General features: G+C 63.7%; 15 protein-coding genes. 13 read left to right on the top strand and 2 right to left on the bottom strand.

Translation table 11 applies throughout. From position 1 onward, the window contains the following. The first annotated feature begins 1 nt into the window (after position 1). The 5 genes from RQH62_RS02295 to RQH62_RS02275 all read left to right on the top strand — a co-directional run bounded on the left by RQH62_RS02295 (position 2) and on the right by RQH62_RS02275 (position 4,980). The gene (locus RQH62_RS02295) at positions 2-628 is read left to right on the top strand and encodes a LysE family translocator (RefSeq protein WP_311267114.1); all 627 of its coding nucleotides are present in this window, start codon (positions 2-4) and stop codon (positions 626-628) included. A 3-nt stretch (positions 629-631) separates the two neighbouring features. Continuing rightward, positions 632-1,516 carry a F0F1 ATP synthase subunit gamma gene (locus RQH62_RS02290; protein ID WP_311267113.1) on the top strand — a complete coding sequence of 295 codons (885 nt, stop codon included), beginning with the start codon at positions 632-634 and terminating at the stop codon, positions 1,514-1,516. 21 nt (positions 1,517-1,537) lie between these two features. Further along, on the top strand, positions 1,538-2,983 hold the full coding sequence (gene atpD / locus RQH62_RS02285; RefSeq protein WP_311267112.1) for a F0F1 ATP synthase subunit beta: 1,446 nt from the start codon (positions 1,538-1,540) through the stop codon (positions 2,981-2,983). A 153-nt stretch (positions 2,984-3,136) separates the two neighbouring features. Next, positions 3,137-3,391, top strand: coding sequence for an ATP synthase F1 subunit epsilon (locus RQH62_RS02280; RefSeq protein ID WP_056687543.1), 255 nt, complete (start codon positions 3,137-3,139; stop codon positions 3,389-3,391). Positions 3,392-3,486: 95 nt separating this feature from the next. Next, a complete protein-coding gene (locus RQH62_RS02275) occupies positions 3,487-4,980 on the top strand; it encodes a hypothetical protein (protein WP_311267111.1) in 1,494 nt (497 codons plus the stop codon). Here RQH62_RS02275 and RQH62_RS02270 read toward each other — a convergent pair. Continuing rightward, positions 4,977-5,954, bottom strand: coding sequence for a glycosyltransferase family 2 protein (locus RQH62_RS02270; protein WP_311267110.1), 978 nt, complete (start codon positions 5,952-5,954; stop codon positions 4,977-4,979). The genes RQH62_RS02275 and RQH62_RS02270 overlap by 4 nt on opposite strands. Before the next feature lie 115 nt (positions 5,955-6,069). On the opposite strand from RQH62_RS02270, the gene RQH62_RS02265 reads away from it, so the two are divergent. From RQH62_RS02265 to RQH62_RS02245, 5 genes are all read left to right on the top strand, one after another. Beyond that, a complete protein-coding gene (locus RQH62_RS02265) occupies positions 6,070-7,644 on the top strand; it encodes an integral membrane-like protein (protein ID WP_311267109.1) in 1,575 nt (524 codons plus the stop codon). Further along, positions 7,641-9,173, top strand: a complete 1,533-nt coding sequence (locus RQH62_RS02260; protein WP_311267108.1) for a CpaF family protein — start codon at positions 7,641-7,643, stop codon at positions 9,171-9,173. Before RQH62_RS02265 ends, RQH62_RS02260 begins: the two co-directional genes overlap by 4 nt. 99 nt (positions 9,174-9,272) lie before the next feature. Further along, entirely contained in the window at positions 9,273-9,965 is a 693-nt protein-coding gene (locus RQH62_RS02255) for a hypothetical protein (RefSeq protein ID WP_311267107.1), read from the top strand. A gap of 65 nt (positions 9,966-10,030) precedes the next feature. Then, the gene (locus tag RQH62_RS02250) at positions 10,031-10,831 is read left to right on the top strand and encodes a methyltransferase (RefSeq protein WP_311267106.1); all 801 of its coding nucleotides are present in this window, start codon (positions 10,031-10,033) and stop codon (positions 10,829-10,831) included. A 160-nt stretch (positions 10,832-10,991) separates the two neighbouring features. Next, positions 10,992-11,870 (top strand): DMT family transporter, encoded by an 879-nt coding sequence (locus RQH62_RS02245; protein ID WP_311267506.1) that lies wholly within the window; start codon positions 10,992-10,994, stop codon positions 11,868-11,870. Here the strand turns inward: RQH62_RS02245 and RQH62_RS02240 are convergent. Beyond that, positions 11,842-12,273: an OsmC family protein gene (locus RQH62_RS02240; protein WP_311267105.1), complete on the bottom strand. Its 432-nt coding sequence runs from the start codon at positions 12,271-12,273 to the stop codon at positions 11,842-11,844. The genes RQH62_RS02245 and RQH62_RS02240 overlap by 29 nt on opposite strands. A gap of 87 nt (positions 12,274-12,360) precedes the next feature. On the opposite strand from RQH62_RS02240, the gene RQH62_RS02235 reads away from it, so the two are divergent. The 3 genes from RQH62_RS02235 (at position 12,361) to RQH62_RS02225 (ending at position 13,879) form a co-directional block, all read left to right on the top strand. Continuing rightward, positions 12,361-12,738 carry a PRC-barrel domain-containing protein gene (locus RQH62_RS02235; protein ID WP_311267104.1) on the top strand — a complete coding sequence of 126 codons (378 nt, stop codon included), beginning with the start codon at positions 12,361-12,363 and terminating at the stop codon, positions 12,736-12,738. Between the two features lie 178 nt (positions 12,739-12,916). Continuing rightward, entirely contained in the window at positions 12,917-13,588 is a 672-nt protein-coding gene (locus RQH62_RS02230; protein WP_311267505.1) for an alpha/beta fold hydrolase, read from the top strand. Between the two features lie 102 nt (positions 13,589-13,690). Next, complete coding sequence (locus RQH62_RS02225; protein WP_311267103.1) at positions 13,691-13,879, top strand: YezD family protein; 189 nt, start codon at positions 13,691-13,693, stop codon at positions 13,877-13,879. The last annotated feature ends 44 nt before the right edge of the window (positions 13,880-13,923 follow it).

Genomic DNA, 13,923 nt, shown 5'->3' with positions numbered 1-13,923 from the left:
AGTGCTGACCGCCCATAGCCTTCTTGCCTGGACCGTGATGTCGATCGGTCTGGTGCTGCTGCCGGGACCGGACACCATGTTGGTGGCCGGTCACGCGGCGCGCCGTGGCATGAAGGCGGGGGTGGCGGCGATCGGCGGCATCCAGCTGGGCGGCCTGTTCTACATGCTGCTGTGCGGTTTCGGCTTCCTCAGCGTGCTGAACGCGGTGCCGGGGCTGTTCATGGCGGTGAAGATTGCCGGGGCGCTCTATCTGGCGTGGATGGGCATCGGCCTGCTGCGCGGCGCGATAAAGCCTGCGCCGGCAAGCGAAACGCCCAAGGTCAGGATCGGCGGATCGCCCTTCATGCAGGGTTTCATCAGCACCGTGCTGAACCCGAAGGTCGCGATCTTCTTTCTGGCCGCCCTGCCGCAATTCGTCGGCACCGGTCCGGATGCGCCATGGCAGGGCATGTTGCTGATCGCGATCGTCTATGTGCTCGGCTTTTTCTGGTGCGCGCTGCTTGCGGCGCTCGCCGTGAAGGCAGGCCGCAGGGTCGGTCAAAGCAGCGCGATGCGCTGGTTCGAAGGCGCCATGGGCGTCGGTTTCTTTGGTCTAGCGGGCCGTCTGGCCCTTGCTCGGAATGTGTAAATTATGCCCAGCCTCAAAGAACTGAAGATCCGTCGCGACTCAGTGAAGTCGACGCAAAAGATCACCAAGGCCAAGCAGATGGTGGCCGCCGCGAAGCTGCGCAAGGCGCAGGCCGCTGCGGAAGCCGCCCGCCCCTATAGCAGCCGCCTGGAAGCGGTCGTTGCCTCGCTGGCATCGAAGATCGCCGGCGGATCGGGCGAAGGCGCCTCCCCGCTTCTGGCGGGCACTGGCAAGGACGAGGTCCATCTGCTGGTCGTCGCCAACTCCGACCGTGGCCTCGCCGGTGCGTTCAACGCCAACATCGTCAAGGCCGCGATCCTCAAGGCGCGCGAATTGGAAGAAGCCGGCAAGAAGGTCCAGTTCTACCTGATCGGTCGCAAGGGGCGTCCGGTCATCAACCGCACCTTCCCCGGCCAGATCGTCGCCCAGTACGACACGACCGGTACCAAGGAACCGGGCTTCGCGCAGGCGCAGGCCGTGGCGCACGAACTGACCGACATGTATCTGAACGGCAAGTTCGACGTCGCCCATCTCTTCTATTCGCGCTTCAAGTCGGCTCTGGCCCAGATCCCGACCGAACAGCAGATCATCCCGGTGAAGATCCCGGCCGATGCCGATCGCAATGCGATCGCCGCGACGGTGGAATATGAGCCGAGCGAGGAAGCGATCCTGGACGATCTGCTGCCGCGCAACATCACGGTGCAACTGTTCAAGGCGCTGCTGGAAAACAACGCATCGGAACAGGGCGCGTCGATGACCGCCATGGACAATGCGACCCGCAACGCCGGCGACCTGATCAACAAGCTGAACATCCAGTATAACCGTGGCCGTCAGGCCGCGATCACCACCGAACTCGTTGAAATCATCTCGGGCGCCGAAGCCCTTTAAGTGCAGGCAAGGACATCAGTCATGGCAACCACCAATAATGTAGGCCGCATTTCGCAGGTCATCGGCGCCGTCGTCGACGTGACCTTCCCGGATGCACTCCCGTCGATCCTTTCGGCGCTGGAAACCAGCAACAACGGCCAGCGTCTGGTGCTGGAAGTCGCCCAGCATCTGGGCGAGAATACCGTCCGCACCATCGCGATGGACTCGACCGAGGGCCTGACCCGCGGTCAGGAAGTCACCGACACCGGCGCGCAGATCAGCGTCCCCGTCGGTCCGGCCACGCTCGGCCGCATCCTGAACGTCGTCGGTGAACCGATCGACGAGCGTGGCCCGGTTCTGACCGAACTCAAGTCGCCGATCCATGCCAAGGCGCCTGAGTTCGTCGACCAGTCGACCGAAAGCAGCATTCTGGTCACCGGCATCAAGGTCATCGACCTGCTGGCCCCCTATGCCAAGGGCGGCAAGATCGGCCTGTTCGGCGGCGCCGGCGTGGGCAAGACGGTTCTCATTCAGGAACTGATCAACAACATCGCCAAGGGCCATGGCGGCACGTCGGTCTTCGCCGGCGTCGGTGAACGCACCCGCGAAGGCAACGATCTGTATCACGAATTCCTCGACGCCGGCGTCATCGCCAAGGACGCCGATGGCAACGCGATCAGCGAAGGCTCCAAGGTTGCGCTGGTCTATGGCCAGATGAACGAGCCGCCGGGCGCCCGCGCGCGTGTCGCCCTGTCGGGCCTGACCATCGCCGAATATTTCCGCGACGTCGAAAATCAGGACGTGTTGTTCTTCGTCGACAACATCTTCCGCTTCACGCAGGCGGGCGCGGAAGTGTCGGCTCTGCTGGGTCGTATTCCTTCGGCCGTGGGCTATCAGCCGACCCTGTCGACCGACATGGGCGCGTTGCAGGAACGCATCACCTCCACCAACAAGGGGTCGATCACCTCGGTTCAGGCCGTGTACGTCCCCGCGGACGATCTTACCGATCCGGCGCCTGCGACCAGCTTCGCGCATCTTGACGCGACGACGGTTCTCAACCGCGCCATTTCGGAACTGGGCATCTATCCGGCGGTCGATCCGCTGGATTCGACCAGCCGCGTTCTGGAGCCGCGCACCGTGGGTCAGGAACATTACGACACCGCCCGCGCCGTCCAGTCGATCCTCCAGAAGTACAAGTCGCTTCAGGACATCATCGCCATTCTGGGCATGGACGAGCTGTCGGAAGAGGATAAGGTCACGGTCGCCCGCGCCCGCAAGATCCAGAAGTTCCTGTCGCAGCCCTTCCACGTCGCCGAAGTCTTCACTGGCATTTCGGGCAAGTTCGTCCAGATCGAAGACACGGTGAAGTCGTTCAAGGCCGTGGTCGAAGGCGAATATGACCATCTGCCCGAAAACGCCTTCTACATGGTCGGCGGCATCGACGAAGCCGTCGAGAAGGCCAAGAAGCTGGCCGCCGAAGCGGCTTAAAAACAAACCCTCCCCTCCCTTTTACGGGAGGGGATTGAGGGGTGGGTAGCGAGCGAAGCGAGCTTCCACCTTCTCGGCTAGGGCGCAGGCCATCGCTTCGCGATGGCACCCACCCCCGGCCCCTCCCTGATAGGGAGGGGGGAGAAGAATAGAATGGCACTGCATTTCGAACTCGTGACCCCGGAAAAGCTCGTCCGCTCCGAAGAGGTCTATCAGGTGGTCGTTCCCGGCACCGACGGCGACTTCGGCGTGCTGGAGGGCCATGCCCCCTTCATGTCGACGGTGCGCGACGGCAATATCCAGATCTTCAGCAGCGCTGGCGCCGCGCCGGAAGTCATTCCGGTCGAGGGTGGCTTTGCCGAAGTGAATGAAAAGGGCCTGACGGTCCTGGCTGAGAAAGCCGGCTGAAGGCGACTGATCCGTCAGGGCAATCCTGTCAGACAACATGAATTGGACGAGGGGCGCTTTCCGCGCCCCTTTTTCTTTGCCATGACGCTGGCGTCATGAATTCGGCAGCCCCCCTTCCCGCCCTTGCCCGCCCGCTCCCCGGCGGCGCCCTGCTGGCCTTTCTCGTCGCATGGCTGGGCGCGGACCAGTTGCTACTGTGGCGCTTCCTCGACGTCATGCCGCTGTGGGCCTATGGGATGGGCGCCGCGATGCTGGCCGGGCTGTGCATCCTCATCATCCGCACCAGCCGCGACTTTACCGGCCCCAGTCCCGCCATCTTGCTGACCTGCATCGGCGTGGCGCTGATCCTGCTGCTGCTGGGTGGCGAAGGGCGCTTCTTCTACGCCAATATCGACTGGCAGGTGCGGCTGGCCGCAATGCGCGACATGGTCGTTAACCCATGGCCCTTCGTCTACACCGCCCGCGCCACACCGGACGTGCTGCGCGCGCCGATCGGCATGTTCCTCGCCCCTACCCTCGTCGCCAAGGCGCTGGGCGGGCGGGCCGGCGATATTGCGCTGCTGATCCAGAACAGCCTGTTGCTGGGCAGCGTGCTGGCGCTGGGATCGACCTTGTTCGATACCCGGCGGCACCGGCTGGTGGCGCTGGCCGTGGTGATCGGCTTTTCCGGGCTGGATGCGCTGGGTCGCATCCTGTTTCGCGGCGGCCTGTCCGACCATCTCGAAAACTGGGCCTATCTCCAATATAGCTCTACCATCACGCTTGCCTTCTGGGTGCCGCAGCATGCGTTGTCCGGCTGGATCGGGGCGATCGCCTATCTGCTGTGGCGCGCAGGTAAGGCGCCGCTGGGGGCGGTGCTGGCGCTGCTGCCGCTGACCGCCCTGCTCTCCCCATTGGGGTTGATGGGGGCGATGCCCTTCGTCGCACTGGCCGGCGTGCAGACGCTGCTCCGCCGTCAGTTGCAGGTCATGGATATCGCCCTTCCGGCGCTCGCGACCCTGCTCTGCATCCCCGGCCTGCTTTATCTGGGCGCCGCCAATGACGGCGTGGGCGCGCGGCTGATGACGGTCGCGCCGCTGCAATGGGGCCTGTTCGAGCTACTGGAGGTGCTGGTCTATGTCGCACCTCTGGCACTGATCGTCCGGCGCCCGCGCCTGGGCCGCGACACGCTGGCGCTGCTGACCCTGTGGCTGCTCGCCATCCCCTTCCTTCAGGTCGGCTGGTCGATCGACTTCATGATGCGCGCGTCCGTCAGCGCGCTCACCATATTGGCGGTGATGGTCGCCGACGCGCTGATCCACGCACCGCGCAGCCGCGTGTGGCTGATCGTCCCGCTGCTGATCGGCAGCATCACCGGCCTGTATGAAATCCGCCGCGCCTTCGCTCATCCGCCCGCACCGCAGGTCCGGTGCAGCTTCTTCAAGGCATGGGACCAGAGTTTCGGCTTCCAGCCCAAGGGCTCCTATCTCGCGCCCTTGCCCGACATGCCCGCGCTGGTCCGCCCCGCCAATCCGACTCGCGTCAGCCCTGCCGAACCCGCGACATGCTGGGACGGCCACTGGTATCACCCGAACGAAAAGCTGATTTAAGCGCGGAGCCGCTCGACAGTCGGCGCGGGCTGCTCTTCGGTCTTGCAAGCCAGCACGTAGAGCGGACGCTGGCGCACTTCGCGGGCCACCCGGCCCAGATATTCGCCGATAATGCCAAGGCTAAGCAGGTTGAGGCCTCCCAGCGCCAGCACCGCGACCATGATCGACGCATAGCCCGGCACGTCCACGCCCGTGACAAGCGTCCGCACGATCAGGAAGGCGGCATAGGCGAAGGCGAGCAGCGCAATGCCCCCGCCGACATAGGACCATATGCGCAGCGGCATGGTAGTCGATGCCGTGATGCCATCGATCGCCAGCGACCAGAGCTTGCCCAGCCGCCATTTGGTCGTCCCTGCCCCGCGCGCGGCGCGGACATAATCGACCGTGGCGACGCGAAAGCCGATCCAGGAAAACAGCCCCTTGTTGAAACGGGCCTGTTCGCCCAGCTGCTTGATGACATCCACCGCCTGCCGGTCGAGCAGGCGGAAATCGCCGACATTTTCCGGGATCGGATAGTCGGACAGGCGATTGAGCAGGCGATAGAAGCCATGGGCGCTCCACCGCTTGAACCAGCTATCGCTGGACCGGTCGGCGCGGCGAGCATTGACCACCTGCGCGCCGGCCAGCCAGGCACGGACCATGTCGATGATGACCGCCGGCGGATCTTGCAGATCGACGTCGATCGGGATCACCGCATCGCCGAGCGCATGATCGATGCCCGCCGCCAGCGCCGCTTCCTTGCCGAAATTGCGCGAGAGGGACAGGCAGCGCACATCCGGGTTCAGCCGGGCGAGGATCGCCACGATGTCGCCGGTGCGGTCGGAACTGCCATCGTCCACGAACAGATATTCGGCGCGCGCATCCGGCCCGACCAGCGCCAGTGCCTGCGCCACGGCCGGGCGCGCGGCGTCGAGGAACAGGGAAATGGCATCCTGTTCATTATAGACCGGAATGACGATCGACAGGGTCGGCATCGCGCGCAATTTTCCCCAAAATCCTGTCCCCGCTATCGGCCACAATGGTTAACGCTACGTAAGCGGGCGGGTGACGCACAACATTTCTTTACCATGTTGCGGCATGGATCGCGCCATGGTCCCGCGCCTTGCCCATTTGATCCGCAGCCCCGCCTGTCTACTCAGCCTGTTGGGCGTGGCGCTGATGCTGCCGGCCCTGCTCTGGGGACCGGGCTTTACCCATTCGCACCAGTATAACCTGCTCTGGACCGCCCATTTCGGCCGGGAAATGGCGGCCGGCCATCTCTATGAACGCTGGCTGCCGGACAGTTTCGAAGGGCTGGGCAGCCCGACCTTCTATTTCTATCCGCCATTCGCCTATTGGATCAGCGGCGCCTTCCGCGCGATCGGCGTCAGCGTGGCCATGGCCGTGAACCTGACCGGACTCGTGCTGCTGGTGGTGTCGGGGCTGGCCATGCACCAATGGCTCGCCGCGCGGGGAACGCGGCCACTGCTGGGCGCGGCGCTCTACATGGCGGCGCCCTATCATCTCTACGACATCTATGTGCGCGGCGCACTGGCGGAGGCGGCCGCTTTCATCTGGCTGCCGCTGATAGCGCTGGCGATCGATCGCCTGCCGGCGCGGCGGGGGATGATGTTGCTGGCGATCGCCTATGCCGGATTGCTCCTCAGCCATTTGCCGCTGGCGATGCTGACCGGCCTGTTCCTGATCGCGCCGATGATCGGCCGGCGCCTGTGGCAGGGCGATCCGGTGCTGCTGTCCGGGACAGTGGCGGGCGCGCTCGCCTTTGCGCTGGCGGCCTTCTACCTGATCCCGGCGCTGACGCTGCAATCCCATGTGTCGACCGCGATGCTGTGGGGGCAGGATTATCGCGCGACAGACTGGTCGATCTGGACCAGCAGTTTCGAGCTGTTTCCCTGCCTGGCGCTGGGGCTCATCCTGCTGGTCTGGCCCGCCGCGCGATCCTTCTGGGGCGTGGTGGCGATCCTGACCGCCCTGCTCTCGATCCGCCTTATCCCTTTCATCTGGGACGTACCGCTGCTGGACAAGGTGCAATTTCCCTGGCGTGCTTTCTGCATCGCCGAATTCGCCGCGATCACTGCGCTGACGGCCAGCCGCCCGCGCGCGCCACTGCTGGCGGCGGCAGGCGTGATGCTGCTCTTCCCCTATCTGTTCGGCGGCCTGCTGACTGCCGTCTTCCTGCGCCAGCCGGTCGATCAGGCCCGGATCGCACGGACTGCGCCCGATGCGCCGGAATATCTGCCGCGCGGGTTCGACCTGTCACGGGTGCGGGCAGACAATCATTGGACCGACCTGACGCCATGGCGCGCGCTGCCGCGCGGCGACACGATCATGGTCAATCGTCCCGGCGTCGAGACGCTGGGCCATGCCGCCTTCCCCATCTGGCAGGTGACGCGCGATGGCCGCCCGGTGGCCAGTAGCGGTCCCCTGCTGCGGTTCGAGGCCACGCCCGGCCTCTATCGCGTCGAGCGGGTGCGGCTTTGGCAAGAGACATGGGGCGCCGCGATCAGCCTGCTTGCGGCGCTACTGTTGGCCGCGCTGACACTGGGTCAACGCGCCATTAGCCATTTGTCAAAGTTTCCACCCTATTCACCTTCATCACACAGATCGGATCGGCGTCTTTCGACGTGCCCGGACCGATTGCGAGAAAGCGGCGGAGATATATGAGCGCCTTTGGACGGAAGAATGGACCTGCGGGCATCAAGCCCGGCTTCGGCGTGGCCCGCCCGATGCAGGGTGGCGGTGCGCCCAAGGAAGAGGCGCCGCGCGGCGGCGACCAGTTCCCGCCGCTGGATATCGCGTCGCTGCCGGGCGAAGCACCCTTCGATCCGCTGGCGGCACCCACCAGCCAGATGCAGCGCAATGCCGATGCGATGTCCCGCCTGTCGGAACGCGCGAATGCCGAGCATGTACCCGATGCCGGGCCGCAGGGCTTTGAAGCCAGTGTCCACAAGATCAAGGAGCAGGTGCTGCCGCGCCTGCTGGAGCGTGTCGACCCGGAAGCCGCCGCGACGCTGACCAAGGATGAACTGGCGGAGGAATTCCGCCCCATCATCATGGAAGTGCTGGCGGAACTGAAGCTGACGCTGAACCGGCGCGAACAGTTTGCGCTGGAAAAGGTGCTGGTCGACGAACTGCTCGGCCTTGGCCCGCTCGAAGAATTGCTGTCCGACCCGGACGTGACCGACATCATGGTCAACGGCCCGGAACAGACCTATATCGAAAAAAAGGGCAAGCTCCAGATCGCGCCGATCAAGTTCCGCGACGAAGAGCATCTGTTCCAGATCGCCCAGCGCATCGTGAACAAGGTCGGCCGCCGTGTCGACCAGACGACACCGCTGGCCGACGCCCGCCTGCCCGACGGTTCGCGTGTCAACGTGATCGTGCCGCCGCTCAGCCTGCGCGGCACCGCCATCTCGATTCGTAAATTCTCGGCCAAGCCGATCACCATCGACATGCTCGCCGGATGGGGCGCGATGTCGCCCAAGATGGCCACGGCGCTGAAGATCGCCGGCGCCTGCCGCTTCAACATCGTCATCTCCGGCGGTACGGGTTCGGGCAAGACGACGATGCTCAATGCCCTATCGAAGATGATCGATCCGGGCGAGCGCGTGCTGACGATCGAAGACGCGGCCGAATTGCGGCTTCAGCAGCCGCACTGGCTGCCGCTCGAAACCCGCCCGCCGAACCTGGAAGGGCAAGGCGCCATCACCATCGGTGACCTCGTCAAGAACGCCCTGCGTATGCGCCCGGATCGCATCATCCTGGGCGAAATTCGTGGCGCGGAATGTTTCGATCTGCTCGCCGCGATGAACACCGGCCATGACGGGTCCATGTGTACGCTGCACAGCAACTCGCCCCGCGAGTGCCTGGGCCGTATGGAAAACATGATCCTGATGGGCGACATCAAGATTCCGAAGGAAGCCATTTCCAAGCAGATCGCCGATTCGGTCGACCTGATCGTGCAGGTGAAGCGCCTGCGCGACGGTTCACGCCGCGTCACCAACGTGACCGAGGTGATCGGCATGGAAGGCGACGTCATCGTAACGCAGGAACTGTTCAAGTTCGAATATCATGACGAGGACGACAGCGGTAAGATCATCGGCGAATATCGCTCGATGGGCCTGCGTCCCTACACGCTGGACAAGGCGCGCATGTTTGGCTTCGACCAACCGTTCCTGGAAGCCTGCCTCTGATGGAATAAAGGATCACGCTCCTGCGTAAGTGGCTGAGGTGCCACCACGCAGGAGTATCCAGTGTTTCGACGAACCATACGCCATCCCGTCAGCCACGGGGTGGCGTTTCTTTTTATCGGCCTGTGTGCGCCGGCAGAGGCCGGGACCGACTATCCCGATGTACCCGAACCGATGGTCTTCGACATGATGCGGCCGCTGGGCGCGAAAAAGGGTGCGCTGGAGGCCAATACATTGGCGACCACATCGCTGTCCGGGCCGGACCGGACGGTGCAATGGGCGCCGGAAGTGGAATATGCGCTGACCGACGGTTTCGCGATCGAGGGTGAATTGCCATTCGAGGATGGCCGGCTGACGGAATTGAAGCTGGGGTTGCAGGCCGCGTTCGGCACGCTGAACGGCGGAAGCAGCGCCCATGGCGTGCAATATCTGGGCATCTACGACCGCCATGCCCGCCATTATCGCAGCAGCTTCGCCTATATGTTCGTCCATCGCTACAATGACCGCTGGAGCAGCGTGTCGATGGCGGGACTGGGCGACGTCTCCCTCTCCGGCGGACAGGGGCGCAATGCCGCCATCCTCAACCATTCGATATTCTATGATAGTCGCGACGGGCAGGTGCTGGGCCTCGAACTCAACTATCGCGGCGGCACGGACGGCACTGTGCTGGTCATGCCGCAAATCCATCAACGGCTGGCGCACAAGGTCAATATGCAGGCAGGGCTGGGCACGGAGCGACCGCATGGCGGCGTCTTTCGACCCAAGGCCGGGATAAGGCTGATCCGGGAATTCTAAACGCTTGTCTTGCCAGTGAAGGGCAGGCACATCGGGTGCAATCATCACGACAAGAGGATTGCCCGATGCGCCTGCCCGCCTTGCTTGCCGCTGCCGCCCTGATCCTGCCAGCCAGCGCCGTCATCGCCCAACATGCCGGCCACCATCAGGCTGCCGATCCGATCGCCACCGCGATCGCCGCGTCCAGCCGTACGCCCAAGAATGTCGCCCGCGACCAATATCGCCATCCCGCCGAAACGCTGGCCTTCTTTGGTGTGACCCCAACGCAGACGGTTGTCGAATATGCACCGAGCGGCGGGTGGTACACGGAAATTCTGGCACCGCTGCTGCGCGACCATGGGACTTTCTACGCCTTGCAGCCGACCGGCCGCTATCTGGATGGCTACAAGACGTTTCTCGCCGCCAACCCGGCCGTCTATGACAAGGTGAAGGTCGTCCCCTTCCCTGAAGAAACAGCGAAAATTCCGGCGGGCAGCATCGATACCGTGCTGACCTTTCGCAATGTCCACAACATGGTGATGGCCGGCAATGAGGCCGCGACCTTCAAGGCGTTTTTCGATGTGCTGAAGCCCGGTGGCACGCTGGGCGTGGTCGATCATCGACTGCCCGAGGATCGTGATACCGCGCTGGAAAAGAGCAGCGGGTACCTCAAAGTATCCACCATCCGCCGCATCGCGCAGGAGGCCGGCTTCGAATATGTCGGCGCGTCGGAAGTGAACGCCAATCCCAAGGACACCGCCGACTGGCCCAAGGGTGTGTGGACCCTGCCGCCGACGCTCAGCCAGAAGGATGTCGACAAGGACAAATATCTGGCGATCGGCGAAAGCGACCGGATGACGCTGAAATTCCGCAAGCCGGCCAAATAGGGCCTTTTTCGCTTAAAGCGTATTAGTTTTACGCGATTTCCGAGTCATCAGATGATTCCATCTGATTAGAAATCGCTCCAAGCCCGGTTGCGCCACGGCGTGACCGGGCTAAGGCAGGCGCGTGACCGCCGCCGACCGCCCCCACCGTCCGCTTTTCGCCATCGCGCTGCGCCTGACCGCCGTCATCTGCCTGTCGGTCATGTTCATCACCGTGCGGCTGGCGAGCGAGCGCGGTGTCCATGTCGTGGAATCGCTTTTCTACCGTCAGGCGCTCGCACTGCCGGTGGTGCTGGCCTGGGTCGCGATGGCCGGCGGGTTGCAGACCATCCGCACCCGGCGCATCCGCGTCCATGCCAGCCGCATGATGCTGGGCCTGACCGGCATGCTGCTGAATTTCCTGTCCTATATCCTGCTGCCCCCGGCCGAGGCGGCGACGATCGGCTTCACCATGCCGATTTTCGGTACGATCCTGTCCGCCCTCATCCTGCGCGAGGTGACGGGCATCCATCGCTGGGGCGCAGTGCTGATCGGCTTTGTCGGCGTGCTGGTGATGATCCGCCCGGACGCCGGCCATTTCCCGATGCAGGGCGTGGCGGTCGCCATCGCCGCCGCGCTGATGACCGCGAGCGTCAGTCTGGTCTTGCGCGAACTGGGCCGGACAGAGGCGGCCGGCGTCGTCGTCTTCTGGTTCACGGCCCTATCGATGATCCCGCTGGGCATCGCCATGCCCTTCGTCGCGCAGGCGCATGACGCCGCCACCTGGGGCTTGCTACTGACCATCGGCCTGTTCGGCGGCATCGCGCAATTGTGCCTGACCGCAGCGTTGCGCTGGGGGCCGGTGTCGGTCGTGCTACCGATGGATTATAGCGCGATCATCTGGACCACCCTGCTGGGCGTCGCGATCGGCGAGGACTGGCCGATGGCGACGACCTGGATCGGTGCGACCCTCATCATCGCCAGCGGCCTCTATATCGCCTGGCGCGAACATGTCCGCGCCAGAAGGCCGATCGTCAGCCTAGAAGTTCCGCCTCAAGACTGATCTCCGCCTTCAGCAGCTTGGAAATGGGGCAACCGGCCTTCGCCTTGGCCGCCAGCTCCTGAAAGGTCGCATCGTCGGTGCCGGGGATGGTCGCCTTGAGCGTCAAATGGCTGGCGGTGACGGCAAAGCCATCGTCCTGCTTCTCCAGCGTCACGACGGCGCTGGTGTCCATCTTCTCGGCCGTCAGCCCGGCTTCTCCCAGAATCAGCGAGAGCGCCATGGTGAAGCAGGAGGCGTGGGCGGCTGCGATCAGTTCCTCCGGATTGCTGCCCGGCACGCCTTCGAAGCGAGTCGCAAAGCCATAGGGGTAGGCGTCCAGCGCGCCGCTCTGGGTCGAGATCGTGCCCTTCCCGTCCTTCAGCCCACCGCTCCAAACGGCCGAACCGCTGCGATTGATCTTCATGCACATGCTCCTTCTTGTGAAGCGGAGGAACCCCGGCGGTCCCCCATGGTTGCATCACTATAGAGACAATCGTGCAGGAGAGTGACAATGACCGATCCCCGAACCGACATAGCGCTCAACCAGCAAGGCGACCTGATCGCGTCCGACCGGGTCGAAGGGACTGCCGTCTACAACCGCCAGGGCGACCGACTGGGCAAGATATCCAACTTCATGGTGGACAAGCGATCCGGGCAGGTTCGCTATGCCGTGCTGTCCTTCGGTGGCTTTCTGGGCATGGGCCATGACCATTATCCCCTGCCCTGGTCGATGCTGACCTATGACGTCGCGCAAGGCGGCTATATCGTCGATCTGGATAAGCAATTGCTGGACAGTGCCCCCCATTACACCATCGATCAGCGTCCCGATTACGATGAGGGCTATGGCCGGAATGTGTATCAATATTATGGGCTGATCTATCCCTGGTAAGACGGTCCTGATGGTCGTCGGACGGCCGGGACGGCACATCGACGCCTCGGCCGTTTGCGCTGCTGCGTAACGACCTTTCCGGCTGCCCAGATTTCACCACATTTCACCGCTTGCCCATTGTCTACCAGATAAATAGAATTATTGTCGGATGCTCGACTTGAAGGATGAGGATCAGACGATGGAGCGATTCGGTTTTTCGGGTGACACGCGCCAGCCGGTCGTGCTGACCATCCCCGGCCTGAACAATAGCGGGCCGGGTCACTGGCAGACATTATGGGAAGAAAGCCGCGGCGATTGCGAACGGGTGGATCTGGGCAGTTGGGCTAGTCCCAATCGCAATGCCTGGGTCACGCGGCTGGACGCCGCCATTCGTGAAGCCAATGGACCGGTGATATTGGCCGCGCACAGTCTAGGCTGCATGGCGGTCGCCTGGTGGGGCGCCTTGCAGAGCCAGGCCTATGGCTGGCCGGTAACGGGCGCGTTGTTGGTGGCGCCGCCCGATTGCGACCGGATGGAAACGCCCGAGACGATCGGCGGCTTCGGCCCGACCCCGCGCGCGCAACTGCCCTTCCCGTCCATAATGGTGGCCAGCCGCGACGACCCCTATATCTTCTTTGAACGGGCCCACAGCATCGGCAAGAATTGGGGCAGCCAGTTTGTCGATGCGGGCCATGCCGGCCATATCAATGCCCAGTCCGGCCTGGACGACTGGCAGTTCGGGCAATCTTTGCTCGAACGGCTGATCGACAATGCGCAGGAGCAGGCGTCCGCCATGCGACAGATGCGCCCGGCCCTTCCCATGGCCCAGCAGGACCGCAACAGGCCCGGACGGCCCACCCTTCATCCCTGAGCTCACCCCCGAGGGGCGCGACAAGACAAACTTGCGCGCCCCTTATATTTGCTTTTTTGTCTATCTTTAGAGTTGAGATATTAGACGGAGCCAGAGGTATTCATGAGCGAACATAAACCCATCGAACTCCGTCACGCCCGTATCGAAGGCCAACGCCCCGACATTGCCGCCAGCATCGACAAGGTGCGCGGCGTGCTGGAAGCGCTGCGTTTCGGGTCGATCACGCTGACCGTCCATGACGCCCGCGTGGTCCAGATCGACGTGACGGAAAAGACGCGCCTGACCAACTGAAGCACCAGAGGGGGCGCTTATTCTTCGGGCCGAATATCGGTCCA

Origin of the sequence: Sphingobium sp. WCS2017Hpa-17 (assembly GCF_031843765.1) — a bacterium.
Taxonomy (GTDB): Bacteria; Pseudomonadota; Alphaproteobacteria; order Sphingomonadales; family Sphingomonadaceae; genus Sphingobium.
Note: the sequence above shows the minus strand (reverse complement) of the source record. Positions and strands in the feature narration are given on the sequence as shown.